Here is a 21,600-nt window from a genome sequence, read left to right as displayed (position 1 = left end):
ATGAGGTAGATAGGACAGAGGTGGAAGTACAGTAATGTATGGAGCTGACTGTTACTAATCGGTCGCAGGCTTATCCAAAAGGCACAATGGTAAGTGAGTTTGGAAAACGGAAAGAAAAAGGGAAATGTCAGGGTAACGATTTTGTGTGCGGTTTTCAAGGTATAAGGCCCAGTGGCTCAGTTGGTTAGAGCGCCGCCCTGTCACGGCGGAGGTCACCGGTTCGAACCCGGTCTGGGTCGTTTTCCCATCGAATTCATCGTATGATCGATGATGCGGTCCGTAATACGCCGATGTGGCTCAATTGGCAGAGCAGCTGATTTGTAATCAGCAGGTTATCGGTTCGAGTCCGATCATCGGCTTTCTTATTCTTCTGTTGATTTCTTTGAAATCATCATGTAGAATAAAAGATGCTGAATACATTCAGCGAATATGGATGGCTTCCCGAGTGGCCAAAGGGGACAGACTGTAAATCTGCTGCAAATTGCTTCGGTGGTTCGAATCCACCGCCATCCATTCAGATCAGAATATGCTCTCTGATCTCTAAAATTTTATAACGCGGGGTAGAGCAGTCTGGAAGCTCGTCGGGCTCATAACCCGGAGGTCGTAGGTTCAAATCCTTCCCCCGCAACTATATGCCCAGATAGCTCAGTTGGTAGAGCGGAGGACTGAAAATCCTTATGTCGCCGGTTCGATTCCTGCTCTGGGCATATTTTTTTGCTCTGAAATGCCGTATTTATGCGGGTTTCAGAGTTTTTTTCTGCCCTACTCATGCAACAACTCATGCAAAACACAGCAGGAAAAGGAGCAAGTCCTCTATTTGCGGCCGATATCTTTACATCATGCGGGCTGATGATGTTATAACGGAGGAGAGGGAAGTCTCTGAGCGATTCTGAGGGAGAAGGGAGACAGAGATGAGGAGACTGCAGTTCTACGACAAGTCGAAAATTGATTTTGCTAATCTTTTGTTTGACAGGCAGGCGCTGCGCCGTCTCCTGATCCCGCTGATGGCTGAGCAGCTGCTCAACACGCTGATGGGCATGATGGATACAGTCATGGTCGCTCGATGCGGAAGCGCAGCCATCTCCGCTGTTTCTCTGGTCGACGCAATCAATGTGCTGGTGATTCAGGTGTTTGAGGCGCTGGCAGCCGGCGGAACCATCATCTGCTCCTTCTATATCGGAAGGCAGGACAGAGAGCGCGCAAACCGTTCCGCAGAGCAGATCGTGCTGACGAACATCGTGCTGTCGGCTGCGCTGACAGCTGTATGTGTCGTACTCCGAGTACCGCTGCTTCGTCTGGTCTTTGGCTCAGTAGAGCCTGATGTGATGCGGAACTCGCTCATTTACTTTCTGATCACAGCGATTTCTTATCCCTTTATCGCGCTGTCAAACTGCGGGGCCGCGTTCTATCGTGCCGGCGGGGAGAGCCGCTTTCCGATGCTGATTGCAGCGTTGTGTAACGGAGCTAATATTGGAGGAAATGCGATTCTCATCTTTGGTCTGAACCTTGGCGTGGCTGGGGCAGCGTATGCAACGTTGGGTTCCAGGATCCTGAATGCAGCTATTCTGCTCGTCATGCTCCGGAAGGATCGCCAGCAGATCGTCCTTCGGAGATACTGTGTCAAACCGAAGTGGTCTGCCATCCGGGATGTTATGTCGATCAGTGTGCCGGCCGGAATCGAAAACGGGATGTTTCAGTTCGGAAAGCTGGTCATTCAGTCTTCGGTTTCGCTTCTGGGAACAACAGCGATCGCAGCACAGGCTTTGACGATTCTTCTTGAGAGTCTGAATGGGATTGCCGCGATCGGAATCGGAATCGGCCTGATGACGGTTGTAGGGCAGACCATCGGCGCAGGGCGGAGGGAAGAGGCAAAATACTACATTGTCAGGCTGACGAAGCTGGCCTACCTCGCCGTGGTCCTGAGCGTTCTGGTAGTTCTTGTTCTCACGAAGCCGGTGATTTACCTGGCAGGGCTTGAGCCGGCTGCCGGAAAGATGTGCTTTCAGATGATGATCTTTATCAGCATTGTGAAACCGATTATATGGGTACCGGCGTTCATCCCTGCGTATGGTCTGCGGGCAGCCGGCGACGTTCGTTTTTCAATGATCACGTCAAGCATCACGATGTGGACGGCGAGAGTTATTCTGGCCGTTGTTCTGATTCGCGTTTTTCATGTCGGTCCGATTGCGGTGTGGATCGGAATGGCTGTAGACTGGACTCTGCGGGGAATCATTTTCCTGCATCGCTATCTGAGCATGAAATGGCTCAACCGGAAGATTGTCAGCAGCTCTGCGATCTGACAGAGGTTTCAACTGCAGTTATATGTGATATGATAAGAAAGCCGCGCGGTCTTGACGAAGCATGAGGCAATCAGGATGAAAACGGACAAAGCTGCCGCGTCACGGCAGACAATCGGCAGATTGAGCAGACGATATCGATATAGAACAAGGGGAGAAGGAACATGAAACAGACACTTCTGGCGGTTTTCGGGGGCCGCTCAACGGAACACGAGATTTCCTGTAAATCGGTTGTCAATATTGTCGGGAACATCGATACGGAGAAGTACGATGTGATCCTGGCTGGCATCACGAAAGAAGGGGAATGGCTGCTGGCAGATTCGCTGAAATCGGTCGAGGATGGAAGCTGGTATGATTCGAAGGTTCATGCGGTTCTGCTTCCGGACGGGAAGCTGCAGTCGCTCCTGGTCACAGATGAGGAAGGGAGGATGTCCTTCCGGAAGGTGGATGTGATCTTTCCAGCTCTTCATGGAAAAAATGGGGAGGACGGAACGATTCAGGGACTCTTTGAGCTGAGCCGTATTCCGTACGTCGGCTGCGGCGTTCTGGCGTCTGCGGTGTCGATGGACAAGCTTTATACAAAAATCATTGCGGAGGCGCCGCTTCGCTCAATCGGTGTCCGCCAGGCAGACTATGTCAGTGTGGTCGGGAAACAGCTTGAGGATATGGAGGATAATGCAGCCCGCGTGGAGGCGAAGTTCTCCTATCCTGTGTTTATCAAACCGTCGAATGCAGGGTCGAGCTGCGGGGTCACGAAAGCGCACGACAGGCAGGAGTTGATCGATGGAATCCGCAAGGCATTTACGGTAGATCAGAAGGTATTGATTGAGGAGACCATCGTCGGAAGAGAAGTGGAGTGTGCTGTTTTCCGTGACAAGGACGGCAATGTGAAGGCATCCGGCGTCGGGGAGATTCTGGCCGCAGCTGATTTTTACGATTATGACGCAAAGTATAACAATCCACAGTCAGAGACAGACACGAATCCGGAGATGGATGAGAAGGACCGTGAACTGATCCGGAAAGCGGCGGTTGCCGTTTTTGAGGCGGTTGACGGCTATTCTCTGGCCAGAGTTGACTTTTTCCTGACGAAGGAAGGCCCGGTTTTCAATGAACTGAACACACTGCCGGGATTCACGGCGATCTCCATGTATCCGATGCTCTGGGAAGCGCAGGGGGTCAGCAAGAAGGAGCTGATTCAGGCATTGATTGATACCGCGTATACAAGACATCCGAAAAATACATATTGAAACAAGACAAGCCGAATCGTTATCCAGATGAATAGCGGCCGAATAAAAACCGCCAGTCTGACGTCCCGGAAGGGGAATTGCAGACTGACGGTTTTTCTTTTAGGATGGATGAAGCACGGACAGCAACCCGGCTCACCGCTCAAATGGAAAGACGATGCCGAACTGTTTTCTGGCTTCATCCATCTGACGCATGATCTCGAGCGTCTCGCTGTGAGGCATCTGAGGGCATTCGATCCGCCCTTCCTCAATTGCCTTTATGGATGCGCGCACCTCGTATTCGTACCCAGTGATCTGCTTCGGGACGTTCCAGCTGGCGATTTCCGTTTTTCCATAGCCTTCCTGCCGGAAAGCGGTGATCTTCTGAGGGTTGTTGATGTTCTCGACCTCGATAAAGCCCTTTTCGCCGCAGATCAGCCCCATCCGGTTGGTCGGGACATACATCGTTGTGAAGAGACTTGCCATGGCGCCATTCTCATATTCAAGGCAGAAAGTATCCTGCCCATCCACCCCGGTGTCTGTCTTCACGCAGGTGGCAGTGAGCTTCCGGATGCTGTCGCCGAGCACCATCGAGGCAAAATTCAGGACATAGACCGACAGATCCAGCAGGCTCCCGCCGGCGAGTTCCGGACGCTGCATACGCTCCACCTGGGAGATCGGGTAGCCAAGGTTCGCAGAAACGGTGTGTACCTCACCGATGATGCCGCCTTTGACCGCGTCGTCGATGATCTTCCTGGACGGCTGATACCGGGTCCAGATGGCTTCGGTCAGGAGGAGATGTTTTTTCTCTGCCAGTTCGATCATCTCCCGAGCCTGCGCTTCATTGGCCGCAAATGACTTTTCACACAGGACGTTCTTTCCGGCGTTCAGCGCCGCGAGCGTCCACTGATGATGGTGCGAGTGGGGAACCGCAATATAGACCAGATCGACCTTCGGGTCGGCGAGCATTTCTTCATAGCTGCCGTATGAGACGGCAAACCCGTACTGCTTACGGAACGCTTCTGCGCGGTCTTTGTCGCGCGCCGCGATCGCATAGGGTTCGATCTCTCCCTTCATTCCATTGACTGTATCTGCCATTGTGCGGGCAATGCTGCCCGCTCCGAGAATCGCAAAACGAAGCATGGTTTTTTCCTCCTGTTACCGTTGGGATGTTATGTCATCCGGCCTGTGTTGAGACGCAGCCGCGGCCGAAAGGGGCCACTGAATCTCGATGCGGTTCAGAAGCACTGCGGCTGAACCTTGGAACACTCAGAGCTCCGGATCTTTTCTGCGAAACATGATAAAACAAGTATATCAGGATGGAAGCAGGAATCCAAGTGCTGAGTCAGCCATGTGTTGACAGCATTGAATCGGTCATGCATTGACAGCACTGAATCAGCCATGTATTGGCAGCGTTGAATCGGTTATGTGTTGGAATGATAAGCCAGCCTGGTGTGGAGATGAAAGCCCCGGGCCCGGGTACTTCAGGACAATCGAAAAGCCAGCCGGTCGGCTGGCTTTTCTGGGAGGGAGTATGAAAAGTTGTTGCTTGTGTTGCCTGTATATGGAACAGATGAAAGAGTGTTTCTTTTGTTTCATCTGATGTTTATAAGATAATGCTGTCCTGTGAAGAACTTATGACGCATCTGTGGTGTTTATGTGAACTTCGCTTTTTATTCCTTCGCTTTTTTATTAGGCTAAGAAGTGTTTACAAAATATATTAAATTTACCCATGGTATACATACAACACTATGTACAAAACGCTTGATTCAGAAAGAATGCTAAATTATACTTGATTTATCACATGACCACTATCATACGTTTGTAAGGAGAACAGTATGGGACTTTTTGGAAAAATGTTTGAAAAAAAGGAGTGCAGCATCTGCGGAGGCGAGATCGGACTTCTTGGAAACAGAAAGCTGGCCGATGGCAATCTCTGCAAGAACTGTGCGAAGAAGCTGTCCCCGTGGTTTAAGGAACGGAGGCAGAGTACGGTGGAGGATATCCGCCGGCAGCTGGACTACCGTGAGATGAACAAAGAGGCGGTCCGGGCATTTCAGGTGACACGGGATGTCGCGACAGACAGGTATCATGTATTCGTGGATATGGGAAAGGGACAGTTCACGGTTGCATCGAAGCTGGATGAGCAGGAGAATCCCGATATTGTGAGCCTGTCGCAGGTGACAGGCTGCAGGCTCGAGGTGAAGGAAGACCGGGACGAGGAGAAGTACGAGGACAGCGATGGAAACATGAAGAGCTATGTCCCGCCGCACTATAAGTATTCGTATGATTATGTGATGCACATCTCGGTTAATTCGCCATGGTTTGACAATATGGATTTCCAGATGAATCTGTTCTCTGTGAAGGACCACGAGCGTGGGGATATGATGGCGATGGAGCAGGCGGGCAATGAGATTGTCGCTTTGCTGACCGGAGGCTTCGGAGCAGCCGGGGCGGGATATCCGGGCAGTCAGGCGGCTTATGGAAATCCGGCAGCAGGCGGCTATGGAGGAGTTCCGGGCGGCGCATATGGCCAGCCAAATGGGATGTACGGTGCCCAGAATCCGGGCGGCGCATACGGCCAGCCAAATGGGATGTACGGCGTCCAGAACCCGGGCGGCGCATATGGCCAGCCAAATGGGATGTACGGCGTCCAGAACCCGGGCGGCGCATATGGCCAGCCAAATGGCATGTACGGTGTCCAGAATCCGGGCGGCGCATATGGCCAGCCGAGTGGCGCGTATGGTGGCCAGGGCGGCGCATACGGAGCTGTCGTCCGCTGTGATAAGTGCGGCTGGACTTCTCAGCCAGGGGCACCGGTTCCGTCCTTCTGTCCGGAGTGTGGTGACCCGATCACGCAGAGAGACCTGATGTAATTTGATGTATAATGAATCTGACTCGCACCCCATAGCCGTGCATTTTCTGCCGGTTCATGGGGTGTTCTTATTTTGAAAAAAGGCATCGTCATTCTTTGCGAGCATATCAATGATTGATTGTGGTAGAATCATGTCAATTGCACGGTGATGCCCAGGGGCGGGTATTCTGAGGACATCTGGTTTCATCGGATATATGAAACTGGAGCTGTAAGAGAGCGGATACATGAGATTCTGTGATACACATGCACACTACGACGATGAAGCCTTTGACGTGGACAGAGCGCGTCTTCTTGGCGGAGGTCTTCGTGACGAGGGTGTTGAGTTTGTTGTAAATATGGGGGCTTCCCTTGAGGGGGCCGAAAAGTCGGCGGAGCTGGCGGGGCGCTATGCAGAGGTGTACGCAGGCTGCGGCATCCATCCGGATGAGGTGGGCATCTTCGGGGAGGAGGGCAGCAGTCAGGCAGCTTCTGTGATGACGCGTCTTCGCACTCTGCTCGGGCGGCCCAGGGTGGTCTGCGTCGGAGAGATCGGCCTTGATTACCACTGGATGGTGCAGCCGAAGGACGTTCAGAAGACATGGTTCGCGGCACAGCTTCACCTGGCGGCGGAGCTGAATCTGCCGATCAATGTACATAGCCGGGAGGCGGCGCAGGATACCTTCGATGTGATTGTAAAGCATCATACAAGAGCCGGCAGAACCCTCAGCGGCGGGATTATCCACTGCTATTCCGGGAGCGTCGAGATGGCCCGGGCATATGTGAAACTGGGGTATCACATCGGCGTCGGCGGCGTCGTGACCTTCAAGAATGCAAGAGTGCTGAAGGAGGTTGTGCAGACGCTGCCGCTTGAGAGCCTTGTGACAGAGACTGACTGTCCGTACATGGCGCCGGAGCCGGTGCGCGGGACCCGGAATGACTCCCGGAATATCCGGTACGTCATCGCAAAGATCGCAGCGCTCCGGGGGATGGATGAGGAGGCGTGTGCAGCGGTGCTGCTTAAGAACGCAAAGGATGTCTACAGACTTAGCTGACCGGTCCTTTTTGCAAATGACTGGAGCAGGCAGCTGCAGGGCTGGAATGGCGGCTGACCAGGCCAGCCTGGAGGGAGGAATCTGAGAGTGAGGGGCAGATATGCCATATTTATATGACGAGCTGGTGCGCTACTGCGGGTCGGACGCGTACCCGTTTCATATGCCGGGGCACAAGCGGAGACTCGGGCAGATGAAGGATCCGTTCTCGTTCGACATCACAGAGATCGATGGATTCGACAATCTTCATCATGCGGAAGGGATTCTGCTGGAGGCGGAGAAGAGAGCCGCAAGGCTGTATGGAGCGGAGGAGACACATTTCCTGGTCAATGGAAGTACCGCGGGCATTCTCAGTGCAATCGGTGCGGTCACGACTGCGGGAGGCCGTCTGCTGATGATGCGGGCAAGCCACAAGGCCGCCTATCACGCGGTCGCGGCCGGCGGGCTTACAGCGCATTATCTTGCCGGAATGTGCGGCGGGACTGCGTCGCGCATCCGTCTGGTCGGGGGCTGCGGAAACAGAACCAGTTCTGGAAGCGCAGCGCCGGGCTGCGTGCAGGCCTCCGGTTTGACAGATCTGGACTGCGGGCAGCCTGCAGATCCGGCGGAGGTGGAGCGGGCGCTTGCGGAAGATCCGCAGATCCAGGCGGTCTACATCACATCGCCAACATATGATGGAATCGTTTCGGATGTACAGGCGATTGCCGGAATCGCGCACCGGCACGGGGTTCCACTGATCGTTGATGAAGCGCATGGCGCCCATTTCGGCATGCATGAGATCTTCCCGGAGTCCTCCGTGAAGCTGGGGGCGGATCTTGTGATCCACAGTGTGCACAAGACGCTGCCGTCGCTGACACAGACAGCGCTGATTCATGTGCAGGGAAAGCGGGTTTCCCGCAGGAGACTGCGGGAAATGCTCGACATCTACCAGACGAGCAGCCCGAGCTATGTACTCATGGCCAGCACCGACCAGTGCATCCGGATGCTGGAGAGCCGGGGAAGGGAATTGTTCGACAGGCTGGCGGAGAATCTCAGATGGTTTTACGGGGCGGCGGCGGATCTGTCGTCCATCAGCTGTATCGTGACGGATGATCCGTCGAAGATCCTGCTGAGGCCAGCCGGGCATAAAGCCGGTGAGCTGTACGATGCGCTGCGGAAGACCTGGCATCTTCAGCCGGAGATGCTGTCCCGTTCCTATGTGCTGATGCTCAGCTCGATCGGTGACGAGGAGGAAGGCTTTCGGCGCCTGAGCGAAGCGCTGCATCAGATTGACCGAAGCTGGAGCACAGCCGGGATCCGTCCGGCTGCAGGCAAGGTGGAAATGCTGGAAGGGGACAAAAAGAAGCCAGCCAGTGTCGGAGAGCAGGAAGAAGAGGCCATGGCGGTCGGTACGACAACAGATAGCTGCCCGGAGGCGGTCATGACGATCAGAAAGGCGCAGGACAGCGCCCAGGAGCGAGTTTTGCTTGAGGAGTCTGCCGGGCGGGTGTCCGGTGAGTACCTGTATCTGTACCCGCCGGGCATTCCGGTGATTACACCGGGAGAGCGGATACCGGATGATCTTCCGGTGCGTGTCCGGAACCTGATGGAGGACGGGTACGCGGTGGAAGGAGCGGATGACTACAGCCTGAGATCGATCTGGTGTGTGGCTCAGCAGGAGGAGGGAGAAAAGCCGGAAAGGCCGTTACATCCATGAAACATTTATTTTATCTGTGCGGAAAGAGTGCGTCCGGCAAGGACACGGTCTATGAGGAGCTGCTGAAGGACGAAAGCCTTCATCTCCGCCCGCTTGTTCCATATACGACCAGGCCGATCCGTGCCGGGGAAATGGAAGGACAGGAGTATCATTTTACCGATGGAGAGACGCTGCGGCGGCTGGAGAAGGCCGGAAAGGTGATCGAGGAGCGGACATACGAGACGGTGTGCGGTCTGTGGACGTACTTTACGGTCGACGACGGGATTTTAGAGGGGGACACGGACGTGATCGGGATCGGGACGCTTCAGTCCTATGTTCGGCTTCGCGATTATTTCGGGGAAAAGCAGGTGATTCCGCTGTATATCCAGGTGGATGACGGACGCAGGCTTGAGCGTGCCCTGAAACGGGAGCGCAAGCCCGGAAACCGCCGGTATGAGGAGATGTGCAGGCGCTTTCTGGCAGATCAGGCGGATTTCTCGGAGGAGAATCTGCGGCGGGCAGGGATTGAAAGACGTTTTCAGAATGACGAAGATCGAAGCGTCTGCATCGCGGAGATTGCAGCGTACATCAGGGCGTGCCAGGCGGAGGGGTGAGCGCCTAACAGCCAGATTGTATTGTCCGGGCAGTTCCGATATAATAATGATACATGGGCAAAGGTGCCAAAGGAGGCGTTATGGCAGGATTTCGGGATGTTACAGGGCATGAGCGTACAATTGAACATCTGAAGAATGCGATTGCCTCCGGGCGGGTGAGTCAGGCCTATCTGCTTGTCGGAGACAAAGGAATGGGAAAGAAAACCATCGCGCAGGCATTTGCCCAGACCCTGCAGTGCGAGACTCTTGAGAGGGTGCTGGAGCAGGAACAGGAAAGTCCGGAGGAGAAGGCTTCTGGGACGCTTCCGCTTCAGGCCATCGATGCCTGCGGAACGTGCAAGAGCTGCCGGCAGGCGGAGACGAACAACCAGCCGGATATCATGGTCTGGCGGTATCAGAAGGAAACATCGATATCGGTCGATGACATCAGGACGCTTGTAAGTGATGTTCAGATCAAACCCTATGCGTCCCGATATAAGATCTATATTCTGCCGGACGCGCAGAAGATGACGAGGGAAGCGCAGAATGCGCTGCTTAAAACCCTGGAGGAGCCTCCGGAGTATGCGGTGATCATCCTGCTTTCAACGAGCCGCGATGCCATGCTGGAGACGATCCTTTCCAGGTGTGTGGTCCTGCCGCTGCGTCCTGTTGATGCGGCGAAGGTGCGGTCGTATCTGATGGACAGGCATGGGGTCGAGCCCTATCAGGCGGATATCTGTGTGGCATTTGCCCAGGGGAATATCGGAAGAGCCGTTGCGCTGGCGACCTCGGAGAACTTTTACAGTCTTCTGGAGCGCGCGATCCAGATCCTGACGCATGTGAAGGAGTGGGACGTATCGGATATTGTCGTTCTGATCCGCGACATGGACAGAGGAAAGGATGTGGTGAACGACATCCTGGATCTTTTCTCGATCTGGTACAGGGATGTGCTGCTCTTCAAGGCGACGAGGGATGCCGACGGCATCATTTTCCGCGAGCAGATTGTGCAGATCAGGGAAGCGGCACAGAAGAGCTCCTACGATGGGATCCAGAGGATTCTGGATGCCATCCGGACGGCAAAGATCCGGCTGAAGGCGAACGTCAGCTTCGATCTGACGATGGAGCTGCTGCTCCTGACGATGAAGGAGAATTAATATATGGTCAAGATCATAGGCGTGCGGTTCCGCAGCGCCGGGAAAGTATACTATTTTGATGTGAAGGAGTTTGAACTCCACATCGGGGATCATGTGATTGTCGAGACGGCGCGCGGACCGGAGTACGGCGTCGTCTCGATGCGCGCGCGGACGGTTGCGGATGACATGGTGGCGCAGCCGCTCCGGTCTGTGATCCGCGTGGCGACGAAGGAGGACGAGGAGAAGCGGGCGGAGCTTTCCGTTAAAGAGAAGGAAGCGCTGAAAATCTGCCGGGAAAAGATCCACAAACATAACCTGGAGATGAAGCTCGTCGATGCAGAGTATGCATTTGACGAGAATCGGATTCTCTTCTACTTTACCGCGGACGGACGGATCGACTTCCGGGATCTGGTCAAGGATTTGGCGTCGGTGTTCCACACCAGAATTGAGCTCAGACAGATCGGTGTACGCGACGAGACCCGGATGCTTGGCGGCATCGGAAGCTGCGGGCGCGAGCTGTGCTGTGCAACCTATCTCAATGACTTTGCGCCGGTTTCGATCAAGATGGCGAAGGAGCAGAATCTGTCTCTGAACCCGGGAAAGATTTCCGGGATCTGCGGCAGACTGATGTGCTGTCTCAAAAATGAGGAGGAGACGTACGAGTTTCTGAATACCCGGATGCCGAAACTGGGCGCGGCGGCGACAACTGCCGACGGGCGCATGGGCAAGGTGATCGAGCTGAATGTCCTCCGGCAGCGGGTCCGCGTGCTGTTTGAAGAAGACGACAGCAAGGAAATCGAGAACTTCAGCGTGGATGAACTGACCTTCACGCCGAGAAAGCGCAGGGAAGAGGGAACGCAGGAAAGCCCGGAGGGCGGACAGAGAAAGCCGGACAGCAGACCGGACAGCACACAGAGCAGGGGAGAGCGCCCTTCAGGCAGTGCCGGGGGAAGAAACGAGGGCCATGCGGACGGTGCGGGAAGAAATCCGGAGAATGAACAGCAGGAGACAGAGAAAATAACAGGCTCTGCCACCGTGACGCAGGTGTCTGATTCTGAAGACGGTGTGCGGCAGCCGGATCAGATGGAGAAGCCGGAGACGGACGCACAGACGGAAACAGCTCCACGGCCGGACCGCCTGCAGCGGCAGGAGAAGGGGTACAGAAAGTCAGGCCGGAGGGAGTTTTCAAATCGTCCGGACCGCGGAGAGCGGAAGCAGGATGATCCGAATCAGCCGGACCGTGGAGAGCGGAAGCAGGATGATCCGAATCAGCCGGGCCGCGGAGAGCGAGGCGAGGAGGTCCAGAGCAGACAGAGACGCCCGGATCGCGGCGGGGATGGCCAGGGCAGAATGCGGCGCCCGGAACGCGGTGAGGATGGCCAGGGAAGACCGAGGCGTCCGGAGCGCGGAGAGGGTGCCCAGAGCAGACCGAGGCGCCCGGAACGCGGTGAGGATGGACAGAGCAGAATGCGGCGCCCGGATCGCGGTGAGGATGGCCAGGGCAGAATGCGGCGTCCGGAGCGAGGCGAGGATGGCCAGGACAGACCGAGGCGCCCGGAGCGTGGCGGGGATGGCCAGGGCAGAACGCGGCGTCCGGAACGAGGCGATGAAGCTCAGAACAGGCAGAGACGTGGAGACCGGGACGAGGGCGTCCGGAACAGGCAGGATCGCGGAGATGGGAATGGAAAGGCTCAGTTGCGCGACCGGCGAGGATATAAAGGAGATGGTCCGAACCGGTTCCGCAGAGAGCGCCAGCCGGAATCAGACCGCAGTGCGGAAAAACCTGGCAGCCCGGGCGGAGCGCCGGATGCAGGCGGAGAAAATCTGATGGCAGCGGAGGGCGGGGCGCCGCAAAAGAGATCGAATGAGATGGCGATCTACGGGAGAAGATAGTGGAAACGGAACAAGGTAACCGGCAGCAGCCGGAGACGCGAACGTCTCAGACACAGAATGTCGGGGAAAAACGGCTGCATGAGCCGGGGCTTTCTGAAAGAGGCAGCGCGGCTGGATTCGGCCTGCATCCGGGGGAACGGCTGGATGACCTGCAGCGGGACGGGGCAAGGCTGATCCAGAACCCGTCTCTGTTCTGCTTCGGGATGGATGCCGTGCTCCTGGCAGCTTTTGCAGAACAGTCTGTCCGGCCTGGCAGTCGGGTTCTTGATCTGTGCAGCGGCAACGGAATCATCCCGATTCTGATGGATGCAAGATGGCAGGACCGGCACAGAGAGGAGACAGACGTTCCATATCCGGTCTTTTCCGGAATTGAAATCAATTCGACGTGCGTCGATATGGCGGCACGAAGCGCAGCAGGAAACGAACAGACAGGCCGCGTTCATTTTCTGGAAGGAGACCTTTGCAGGATCCGGGAGCTGGTAAAGCCGGCGTCCTTCGACCTGGTCACGGTCAACCCGCCGTATATGATCGGCGGGCATGGTCTGACAGGGGAAAATGAGGCACTGACGGCTGCACGGCACGAGATTCTGTGCAGTCTGGAGGATGTCTGCGCAGCGGCGGCCTATGCGCTGAGGCCGCAGGGACGGCTGTGCATGGTGCACCGTCCATTCCGTCTTGCAGATATCTTCCGAAATCTGAATGCGTATGGCCTGGAGCCGAAGCGGATGAGGCTGGTTCACCCAATGCAGGGGCGTGAGCCCAATATGGTGCTCGTCGAGGCCGTCAGGGGCGGAAGACCGAGGCTGGCAGTGGAAAGGCCGCTGGTCATCTATGAGCGGCCGGGTGTCTACACAGACGAGGTGCGGGCGCTGTACGGATGACGGCACGAAATCCGGCCCTGACAGGGAGAGCATGAACAGCCTGCCGGACAACAGTGTACGTTAAAGCGAGGGAAAGATGGCGGGAATACTCTATCTGGTCGCGACGCCGATCGGAAACCTGGAAGATATGACGCCGCGGGCGGTCCGAACGCTGAGAGAGGCGGATCTGATTGCTGCGGAGGATACGCGGGGAAGCATCAGGCTGCTGAATCATTTTGACATCCATACCCCGATGACGAGCTATCATGAATACAACAGACTCAGCAAGGCGCATGCCCTGATCGACCGTCTGCTTGAGGGGGAGAATGTTGCTGTCGTGACAGACGCAGGAACGCCGGGAATTTCCGACCCCGGGGAAGATCTGGTCCGCATGGCACTTCAGAATGGGATTACTGTTTCTCCTGTCCCGGGAGCCTGTGCGGCGGTGAATGCGCTTGTCTGCTCTGGCAAACCGACGAGACGGTTCTGCTTTGAAGCCTTTCTACCGATGGATAAAAAAGAACGGGCAGAGATCCTGGAGGAGCTGAAGACGGAGACGAGAACCATCGTGCTGTACGAGGCACCGCACCGGCTTGTCCGGACGCTCGGGGAGCTGCTCGGTGCACTGGGAGACCGGCACATCACGCTGGCAAGAGAGCTGACCAAGAAGCATGAGACGATCGAGGAGACGACGATCGGAGAGGCGCTCAGGGCGTACGGAGAAAAAGAGCCGAGAGGCGAGTATGTTCTGGTGATCGAAGGAAGAAGCAGAAGTGAGCTGAAGCGCGAGAAACAGGACACCGTTGCCCAGAGCATGACGGTGGAAGAGCATTTTCAGAAGTATGTCAGCCAGGGCATGGACAGAAAAGAGGCGATGAAGGCCGTCGCCCGTGACAGGGGGATCAGCCGGAGGGATGTATACAGCCAGCTGATGACCTGAGGACAGGACAAACCGGGAGCGGATGCGCCCGGTTTTTTGATGCGGCGGCGCGGTCAGTGTGATGCGGCGGCGCGGTCAGTGTGATGCGGCGGCGCGGTCAGTGTGATGCGGCGGACTGCCGCCGGTAGCTGCTGGGAGTCATACCGTATCGTGCCTTGAAGGAGCGGTTGAAGTAAGAGAGGTTCGGATAGCCGGCGTTTGCGCTGACGAGCAGGATGGGGTCGTCGGTGAGCGTCAGCATGCGGGCGGCCATCGAAAGGCGGTAGCGCTCCAGCCAGGAGACAAAGCTCATGCCCATCGTGTCCCGGAAAAACTTCATGAAATGGGATTCACTGTACCCGGACAGCTCAGCCATGTCATGGATACTGATCGGTTCTGAAAAATGGTCTTCCACGTACTTGACGATCAGTTTCACCTTCTCAAGGCGTCCGGGGCGCAGCTTCCCGGGAGTCCGGACGGTCCGCGAAACAATGAGATAGAACAGCCGCAGCAGATTGCCGCGCACAGCGATCTGGTACCCTTCCGGTTTCTGGCTGCAGAGCAGATCGGTCTCCTCGATGATGAGCCGGGCATTGTCATGCCAGCGTTCCTTTCTGGTAAAATGAAGCACCTCCGGCAGGTAGTCCCCCTGCAGAAAGGTTTCGATCAGCGAGCTGGTCATTTCCGGCTGTCTCGCCAGCAGAAGCGAGGTCGAGAAGATGATGTTCTCGTACTCCATGCGGACGTATCCGTTTTCGTTCTTCAGCGGGCGGATGGAGTGGAGGTGCCCCGGCAGCACCAGCACAAAATCGCCTTCCCTGCAGACCAGGTCGGTCATGTCGAGTCCGATGATGCCGGAGCCCTTCTTGACAACGATGATCTCCGCCGTGTTGTGCCAGTGCAGCGGGACGGAGGTGAAATCCAGTGGAATTGTACAAGGAAAGGTGTTGTAGGGAAAGTCCTCGCTTGTGTGCACCTTTGTCTCGTGATATCCCTGATACTGGTCCATATCCATTTTGAACAGTCCCCTTTTTGCGATGGTGCCTTCCGACACTAGAATTAATAGGATTGTACTACTTTTCAAGCGGTATCGACAAGCCCTGGCTTTCGGAATGGGGTATGGTATTGGTGCGAACAAGAAATGAGGGAGATATGCCGGCAGAAAGCCGGATGAATCGTTGCGATAAAGGTGCAACCAGAAAGGGGTAAATGAACATGAGCGAACTGGAAAGCAGGCTGACGAAGGAGATGGGCAAGAGCGTCAGAGATGCCTCGAACGAGGAGCTGTACAAGGGACTTCTGGCAGTCACACAGGCGGAGGCAGAGAAAAAGCTCCCTTTCGAGAGCAAAAAAAAGAAGAAAATCTACTATCTGTCTGCGGAATTCTTAATTGGTAAGCTGCTTTCGAACAACCTGATCAATCTCGGACTGTTCGATGAGACGAGGGAGCTTCTGGAGAAGAACGGAAAGGATATCACGGCAATCGAGGAGATCGAGGAGGAGCCCTCGCTCGGGAATGGCGGACTTGGCCGTCTGGCTTCCTGCTTCCTGGATTCCATCGCAACGCTGAACCTGAACGGCTGCGGTGTCGGGCTGAACTATCATCTGGGACTGTTCCGCCAGGAATTCGTGGATCATCAGCAGAAGGCAGAGCCGAACCCGTGGCTGAAGAAGTCCGGCTGGGAAGTGAAGACCTCCAGGGGCTACGATGTGACCATGGCCGGGAAGACCTACCATTCCACGCTCTATGACCTGTATGTGACGGGATACGAGAGCGAGACCATTCCGCTGCATCTGTTCGATCTGGACACAGTTGACGAAAGCATCGTCCACGACGGAATTGATTTTGACAAGAAGGATATCGCAAAGAACCTGACCCTGTTCCTGTACCCGGACGATTCCGACGATGACGGACGCAAGCTTCGCATCTATCAGCAGTACTTCATGGTCAGCAACGGTGCGCAGCTGATCCTGGACGAGTGCGTCGCAAGAGGCAGCAACCTGCATGATCTGGCGGATTACGCAGTCTTCCAGATCAATGATACGCATCCGACCATGATCATTCCGGAGATGATCCGCCTGCTGGAGGAGAGAGGCATCAGCGAGGATGAGGCTGTTGCCATTGTCTCAAAGTGTGCTGCGTACACGAATCACACGATCCTGGCGGAAGCGCTTGAAAAGTGGCCCATTTCCTATCTGAAGGAGATTGTTCCGCAGCTGGTGCCGATCATCGAGGCACTGGATGACCGTGTCAGAAGAAAGTATGACGATCCGTCGGTCGTGATCATCGATAAAAATGACACGGTGCATATGGCGCACATTGATATCCACTACGGAAAGTCGGTCAACGGTGTTGCAAAGCTTCACACGGAGATTCTTGAGCAGACGGAGCTGAGAAACTTCTACAACATCTACCCGGAGAAGTTCAACAACAAGACGAACGGGATTACCTTCCGCAGATGGCTGCTCTCCTGCAATCCGGATCTTGGCCGCTACATCTCCGGGAAGATCGGAAGTGACTTCATCCGCCACTCGGAGAAGCTGGAGGAATTCGGGAAGTATGCGGATGATGAGCAGGTTCTCAGCGATCTGATGGCGATCAAGAGCCGAAATAAGGTACGTCTTGCGAAGTATCTGAAGGACACCCGGAAGATCGAGATCGATCCGGACTCCATCTTCGATATCCAGGCAAAGCGTCTGCACGAGTACAAGAGGCAGCAGATGAACCTTCTGTGGTGCATCCACCATTATCTGGATCTCAGACGCAAGGTCGAAGCCGGTCAGGCGCTGGATGATCCGAAGGTGACGGTCCTGTTTGCTGCAAAAGCCGCACCGGCATATATCATCGCACAGGATATTATCCACGCGATCCTCTGCCTGCAGGATATCATCGAGCATGATCCGGAGGTTTCGAAGGTCTTCCGTGTCGTGATGGTCGACAACTACAACATCACGGTTGCGGAGAAGCTGATTCCGGCCTGCGATCTGTCCGAGCAGATTTCACTCGCATCCAAGGAGGCGTCCGGAACCGGAAACATGAAATACATGCTCAACGGCGCAGTCACGATCGGGACAGAGGATGGTGCGAACGTCGAGATTCACAACCTTGTCGGGGATGACAACATCTACATCTTCGGGATGAGAAGCCCGGAGGTCATCAGCCACTATGAGAAGGCAGATTATGTCTCCCGTGACTGGTACAACAGGGATGCAGTGCTGCGTGAGGCAGTCGACTATCTGACCGGCAGCAGGATGATGGAGATCGGCAATGCCGAGCGTCTGAATCGTCTGAAGAACGAGCTCCTGAATAAGGACTGGTTCATGACCTTCCCGGATTTCGAGGCTTATTCGAAGATCAGGGAGCAGGCGTACAGAGACTATGCAGACAGAAAGGCATGGGAGAGAAAGTGCCTGATCAACATCTCAAAGGCCGGTTATTTCTCCTCCGACCGCACGATCGAGGAGTACAACAGAGACATCTGGCAGGTGCAGTAAGCTTCTGACGGAAGAATATCAGACCCCCTCGGGCACTGTCTGTGAGTCACGGGCAGTCCCTGAGGGGGTCTTTTCTGGAAGAGAAGGGAACCATTCACAGGCGGCGAAAATGGGCTTGACCCGGGATGATGAGAGGGTATACTGTATTCGTCCGGCCACTGTGCCGGTTTTCGAAGCAACAGTCAGATCAATTGAGGAAAGGAGTGCGCGTTTATGGACGGAGACGGTGTTCGAATATGGTTCTGTTCTTCTGTCTGCGTGAAGATGAGCCGGGCAGACGTCACATGGCGCACAGCCTTTCTGTGTGCTGACATCTGACCCCGGAGGGGACGGATTTTCATTTCTGTACATATTCATTCTTCATTCCCGGAAGAGCAGTTACATCTGACAACATCAGTCTTCTTCTTCAGAAGCATTATGGTATCTGATTCAACAAAAAATTGAAGGAGAAAGACAGAATATGACAATTGAAGAGAGAGTAGAGAGGATAACGGCTCTTCTTGCAAAACATGATATTGCAGGGCTGAAGGAAGCCTTCAATCACATGGAGCCGGTTGACATCGCGGAGATCCTGTCGGAGTTCCCGGATGAGAAAAGGATCGTCTTGTTCCGGATTCTGCCCAAGGATGAGGCCGCCGATACCTTCAGCGAGATGGAGCCGGAGGAGCAGCAGAAATTCCTGGATAATTTTACCGATCAGGAAGTCAAGGATGTCCTGGCGGAGATGTACACGGATGACGCTGTTGACATGCTGGAGGAGATGCCGGCCAATGTTGTGCGCCGGGTGCTGAGCAAGGTCAGACCGGAAGACCGCAAGGACATCAACGCTCTGCTGAAATATCCGGAGGACAGTGCCGGAGCGGTCATGACGACTGAGTATGTCCGGCTGCGCCCGAATATGACGGTCATGGAAGCCATCCGCTGGATCCGTGCAAACGGTGAGGACAGTGAGGATCTCTACACCTGTTATGTGACGGACACCGCCCAGAAACTGCTGGGTGTTGTCACAGTCCGTGAGATGCTTCTGTGCAAGCGGAATGCTGAGATCAGCGACATCATGACAAAGGATGTCATCTCGGTTCATACGACGGAGGACCGGGAGAACGCGGCGAAGCTGTTTGACCGCTATGACTTTACAACGATGCCCGTGCTGGATGCGGAGAACCGGCTGGTTGGCATCATCACGGTCGATGATGCCATTGATGTCATGACAGAGGAGGCTACGGAAGACTTCCAGAAGATGGCCGGAACCACCCCCGAGGAGGCGCCATACCTGAAGACACCCGTCATCCGGATGGTCGGTCACCGGATTATCTGGCTGATCGTGCTGATGATGGCGGACATGGTCTCCGGCGGAATTCTCGGGAAATTCGAGGATACGCTGACGGCAATTCCGGTACTGATCACATTTATCCCGATGCTGACCGACACGGGCGGTAATGCAGGCGCGCAGTCCAGCACGCTGGTTATCCGGTCGCTGGCGCTGCATGAAATCAGCGTGAAGGACGCGCTGAAGGTCATCTGGAAGGAGCTGCGGGTTGCATTGATCTGCGGACTGATTCTGGGCGCCCTGAACTATATCCGTATTCTGATTCAGTACCCGGGGCATGAGCTGATCGGGCTGACCGTCGCGATTGCGATGCTCTGCACGGTTGTCATGGCGAAGGTGATTGGCGGTGTCCTGCCGCTGATCGCGACAAAACTCCACCTCGATCCGGCCATGATGGCATCCCCTCTGATCACGACCATCGTGGACTCCTGCTCGCTGCTGATTTTCCTCAGCATCTCGCGGGCACTGCTGCACATCCCGGGGTGAAGCCCTGATCATTCCGGGGCGATGCTCGAGCGTCATGCAGATTCCGGGCGATCCCAGCGTGAGACTCGGGCGGTATGCAGTTCCAGTCCCACCCAGACGAGCAGATGAGGCGGTTCGGGCGGTATGCGGCAGCCTGCAGAACTGGGGATATCCCGGAAACTTCTAAAAAACGCCCGGGCGGCGATCGGATGGATCACCGCCCGGGCGGAAGTTGTATTCTGGGAGGGAATGCCGGCCGACTTTCGCCGACCAGCATGAGTATGAAAAGTGTTATCAAATGCTTTTTGTTCATCTGATGGCTATACTATAGAGGCAGAATGTGTACAGACTGTGCTGAACCTGTGAACAATTGATGGCGTCTGAAGACCTGAAGATCGAAATCCGGGGGCAGGACACACATACAGAAGGAGAATTTGAATTGAAAACTGCAGCCATTATCCTGTTTGTCGCAATGTATGTCGTCATGATTGTACGGCCGAAGTGGAGAACGCTGGCTGCCCTCATCACGGGAGCCATCTTTCTGGTTACGGGAATTCTGCCGGTGCGGAGCGTATTCAATGAAATTGACTGGAATGTCATTCTGATGATTGCCGGGACGATGGTGGTTGTCGATTACTTCATTGAATCAAAGATGCCCAACCGCATCGCGGACATTCTGCTGGACAAGGCTGACAATGTCATGTGGGTGACAATCTATATGTCTCTGTTTGCGGGCGTCATCTCCGCCTTCATTGATAATGTCGCGACGGTTCTGATGGTTGCCCCGGTCGGTCTTGCGGTCTGCAGGAAGCTGAAGATCAGTCCGGTCGGAATGCTGATCAGCATTGCCGTCTCCTCTAATCTCCAGGGCGCGGCAACGCTGGTCGGGGACACGACCTCCATTATGCTCGGCGCCTACGCCCGCATGGACTTCACCAGTTTCTTCTTTATGAAGGGGCGTCCGGGAATCTTCTGGGCGGTGGAGCTCGGCGCACTCGCAACCATCCCGGTCCTGATGCTGCTCTTCCGGAAACAGAAGGAGCCGGTTCATGCTGACGAAATGACAAAGGTGTCGGACTTCGTCCCTTCCTTCATGCTGCTCAGCGTTGTCGCGGCATTGATTACGGCATCCTTTATTCCGGGCAAACCGGACATCACCAACGGCCTGATCTGCTGCTGCATGGCCGGAGTCTCCATCCTTTATGATCTGATTCGGACGAAAAAGACGAAGGGGCTTGTCAGGGCACTGAAGGGGATTGACTTCAGCACGATCTATCTGCTTATCGGCCTCTTCACCGTCATCGGAGGGATCAAGGCGGTGGGGATCATCGACGACGTTGCGGCGGCGATCAGCAGGATCGGCGGAAGCAGCCTGTTTCTTCTGTATACGGTCGTCGTCTTTGGAAGTGTTGCGATTTCTGCATTTATCGACAATATCCCTTATGTTGCGACGATGCTTCCTGTGATGCAGGGTGTCTCGACGATGCTCGGGATCGAGCCCTACCTGCTTTACTTCGGTCTGCTGACCGGGGCCACACTTGGCGGGAACCTGACACCGGTCGGCGCCTCCGCCAATATCACCGTCATCGGGATTCTGGAGAAAAACGGAGAGCGTGTGTCATTCAGCGATTTTGCCAGGATCGGAGTCCCGCTTACACTGACGGCGGTGCTGGCAGGATACCTGTTCATATGGGTCGTGTGGCACTGAAAACTTCTGAACGCTGAACGTAGAAAGAGGACAGCTGGCTTTGAATCATCCAGCATCGTTGTGATCCGACAGACTCTTGACAATGTCGAGAGTCTGTAATATTATA

The 21,600-nt window shown here is 55.3% G+C and carries 14 protein-coding genes, 5 tRNA genes and 1 pseudogene; 18 read left to right on the top strand and 2 right to left on the bottom strand.

Annotated elements, in window-relative coordinates:
* Window positions 1–165 precede the first annotated feature (165 nt).
* The 7 genes from ACTQ1N_RS09475 to ACTQ1N_RS09445 all read left to right on the top strand — a co-directional run bounded on the left by ACTQ1N_RS09475 (window position 166) and on the right by ACTQ1N_RS09445 (window position 3,544).
* A tRNA-Asp gene (locus ACTQ1N_RS09475) sits at window positions 166–239 on the top strand.
* Window positions 240–286: 47 nt separating this feature from the next.
* A tRNA-Thr gene (locus tag ACTQ1N_RS09470) sits at window positions 287–359 on the top strand.
* Window positions 360–431: 72 nt separating this feature from the next.
* Window positions 432–513 (top strand) — tRNA-Tyr (locus tag ACTQ1N_RS09465).
* 41 nt (window positions 514–554) lie between these two features.
* A tRNA-Met gene (locus tag ACTQ1N_RS09460) sits at window positions 555–628 on the top strand.
* Between the two features lie 6 nt (window positions 629–634).
* Window positions 635–707: transfer RNA gene (locus ACTQ1N_RS09455), tRNA-Phe, on the top strand.
* A gap of 204 nt (window positions 708–911) precedes the next feature.
* Window positions 912–2,300: an MATE family efflux transporter gene (locus ACTQ1N_RS09450; protein WP_441956515.1), complete on the top strand. Its 1,389-nt coding sequence runs from the start codon at window positions 912–914 to the stop codon at window positions 2,298–2,300.
* Between the two features lie 161 nt (window positions 2,301–2,461).
* Window positions 2,462–3,544, top strand: coding sequence for a D-alanine--D-alanine ligase family protein (locus ACTQ1N_RS09445; RefSeq protein WP_441956514.1), 1,083 nt, complete (start codon window positions 2,462–2,464; stop codon window positions 3,542–3,544).
* 132 nt (window positions 3,545–3,676) lie between these two features.
* On the opposite strand, the gene ACTQ1N_RS09440 is transcribed toward ACTQ1N_RS09445, so the two are convergent.
* Window positions 3,677–4,663 (bottom strand): Gfo/Idh/MocA family protein, encoded by a 987-nt coding sequence (locus ACTQ1N_RS09440; protein ID WP_441956513.1) that lies wholly within the window; start codon window positions 4,661–4,663, stop codon window positions 3,677–3,679.
* Window positions 4,664–5,358: 695 nt separating this feature from the next.
* On the opposite strand from ACTQ1N_RS09440, the gene ACTQ1N_RS09435 reads away from it, so the two are divergent.
* From ACTQ1N_RS09435 to rsmI, 8 genes and pseudogenes are all read left to right on the top strand, one after another.
* Window positions 5,359–6,396: a DUF4428 domain-containing protein gene (locus tag ACTQ1N_RS09435; protein WP_441956512.1), complete on the top strand. Its 1,038-nt coding sequence runs from the start codon at window positions 5,359–5,361 to the stop codon at window positions 6,394–6,396.
* Between the two features lie 223 nt (window positions 6,397–6,619).
* Window positions 6,620–7,426, top strand: a complete 807-nt coding sequence (locus ACTQ1N_RS09430; RefSeq protein ID WP_441956511.1) for a TatD family hydrolase — start codon at window positions 6,620–6,622, stop codon at window positions 7,424–7,426.
* Window positions 7,427–7,526: 100 nt separating this feature from the next.
* Entirely contained in the window at window positions 7,527–9,119 is a 1,593-nt protein-coding gene (locus tag ACTQ1N_RS09425) for an aminotransferase class I/II-fold pyridoxal phosphate-dependent enzyme (protein WP_441956510.1), read from the top strand.
* Window positions 9,116–9,712: a guanylate kinase gene (locus tag ACTQ1N_RS09420; RefSeq protein WP_441956509.1), complete on the top strand. Its 597-nt coding sequence runs from the start codon at window positions 9,116–9,118 to the stop codon at window positions 9,710–9,712. Before ACTQ1N_RS09425 ends, ACTQ1N_RS09420 begins: the two co-directional genes overlap by 4 nt.
* An 80-nt stretch (window positions 9,713–9,792) precedes the next feature.
* Window positions 9,793–10,845 (top strand): DNA polymerase III subunit, encoded by a 1,053-nt coding sequence (locus tag ACTQ1N_RS09415; protein ID WP_441956508.1) that lies wholly within the window; start codon window positions 9,793–9,795, stop codon window positions 10,843–10,845.
* A gap of 3 nt (window positions 10,846–10,848) precedes the next feature.
* Window positions 10,849–11,733: pseudogene (locus ACTQ1N_RS09410) on the top strand (PSP1 domain-containing protein); the annotation flags it as partial.
* A 1,106-nt stretch (window positions 11,734–12,839) separates the two neighbouring features.
* Window positions 12,840–13,598 (top strand): tRNA1(Val) (adenine(37)-N6)-methyltransferase, encoded by a 759-nt coding sequence (locus ACTQ1N_RS09405; protein ID WP_441956519.1) that lies wholly within the window; start codon window positions 12,840–12,842, stop codon window positions 13,596–13,598.
* Window positions 13,599–13,674: 76 nt separating this feature from the next.
* Window positions 13,675–14,517, top strand: a complete 843-nt coding sequence (gene rsmI, locus ACTQ1N_RS09400; RefSeq protein ID WP_441956507.1) for a 16S rRNA (cytidine(1402)-2'-O)-methyltransferase — start codon at window positions 13,675–13,677, stop codon at window positions 14,515–14,517.
* Between the two features lie 97 nt (window positions 14,518–14,614).
* On the opposite strand, the gene ACTQ1N_RS09395 is transcribed toward rsmI, so the two are convergent.
* Window positions 14,615–15,511, bottom strand: a complete 897-nt coding sequence (locus ACTQ1N_RS09395; protein ID WP_441956506.1) for an AraC family transcriptional regulator — start codon at window positions 15,509–15,511, stop codon at window positions 14,615–14,617.
* A gap of 200 nt (window positions 15,512–15,711) precedes the next feature.
* On the opposite strand from ACTQ1N_RS09395, the gene ACTQ1N_RS09390 reads away from it, so the two are divergent.
* The 3 genes from ACTQ1N_RS09390 to ACTQ1N_RS09380 all read left to right on the top strand — a co-directional run bounded on the left by ACTQ1N_RS09390 (window position 15,712) and on the right by ACTQ1N_RS09380 (window position 21,494).
* A complete protein-coding gene (locus ACTQ1N_RS09390; protein ID WP_441956505.1) occupies window positions 15,712–17,991 on the top strand; it encodes a glycogen/starch/alpha-glucan phosphorylase in 2,280 nt (759 codons plus the stop codon).
* A 460-nt stretch (window positions 17,992–18,451) separates the two neighbouring features.
* Entirely contained in the window at window positions 18,452–19,807 is a 1,356-nt protein-coding gene (gene mgtE, locus ACTQ1N_RS09385) for a magnesium transporter (RefSeq protein ID WP_441956504.1), read from the top strand.
* Between the two features lie 418 nt (window positions 19,808–20,225).
* Window positions 20,226–21,494 carry an SLC13 family permease gene (locus ACTQ1N_RS09380; RefSeq protein ID WP_441956503.1) on the top strand — a complete coding sequence of 423 codons (1,269 nt, stop codon included), beginning with the start codon at window positions 20,226–20,228 and terminating at the stop codon, window positions 21,492–21,494.
* Window positions 21,495–21,600: the final 106 nt, after the last annotated feature.

The organism is Porcincola sp. LCP21S3_C12 (assembly GCF_052118625.1).
Lineage (GTDB): Bacteria > Bacillota > Clostridia > Lachnospirales > Lachnospiraceae > Porcincola.
The sequence above is the reverse complement of the archived record's forward strand: the minus strand, read 5'-3'. Positions and strand labels throughout refer to the sequence as shown.

Excerpts from the sequence above, each read along its gene's own strand:
- ACTQ1N_RS09450 (WP_441956515.1), top strand. The coding sequence starts at position 912 with ATGAGGAGACTGCAGTTCTACGACAAGTCGAAAATTGATTTTGCTAAT.
- ACTQ1N_RS09445 (WP_441956514.1), top strand. The coding sequence starts at position 2,462 with ATGAAACAGACACTTCTGGCGGTTTTCGGGGGCCGCTCAACGGAACAC.
- ACTQ1N_RS09440 (WP_441956513.1), bottom strand. The coding sequence starts at position 4,663 with ATGCTTCGTTTTGCGATTCTCGGAGCGGGCAGCATTGCCCGCACAATG.
- ACTQ1N_RS09435 (WP_441956512.1), top strand. The coding sequence starts at position 5,359 with ATGGGACTTTTTGGAAAAATGTTTGAAAAAAAGGAGTGCAGCATCTGC.
- ACTQ1N_RS09430 (WP_441956511.1), top strand. The coding sequence starts at position 6,620 with ATGAGATTCTGTGATACACATGCACACTACGACGATGAAGCCTTTGAC.
- ACTQ1N_RS09425 (WP_441956510.1), top strand. The coding sequence starts at position 7,527 with ATGCCATATTTATATGACGAGCTGGTGCGCTACTGCGGGTCGGACGCG.
- ACTQ1N_RS09420 (WP_441956509.1), top strand. The coding sequence starts at position 9,116 with ATGAAACATTTATTTTATCTGTGCGGAAAGAGTGCGTCCGGCAAGGAC.
- ACTQ1N_RS09415 (WP_441956508.1), top strand. The coding sequence starts at position 9,793 with ATGGCAGGATTTCGGGATGTTACAGGGCATGAGCGTACAATTGAACAT.
- rsmI (WP_441956507.1), top strand. The coding sequence starts at position 13,675 with ATGGCGGGAATACTCTATCTGGTCGCGACGCCGATCGGAAACCTGGAA.
- ACTQ1N_RS09395 (WP_441956506.1), bottom strand. The coding sequence starts at position 15,511 with ATGGATATGGACCAGTATCAGGGATATCACGAGACAAAGGTGCACACA.
- ACTQ1N_RS09390 (WP_441956505.1), top strand. The coding sequence starts at position 15,712 with ATGAGCGAACTGGAAAGCAGGCTGACGAAGGAGATGGGCAAGAGCGTC.
- mgtE (WP_441956504.1), top strand. The coding sequence starts at position 18,452 with ATGACAATTGAAGAGAGAGTAGAGAGGATAACGGCTCTTCTTGCAAAA.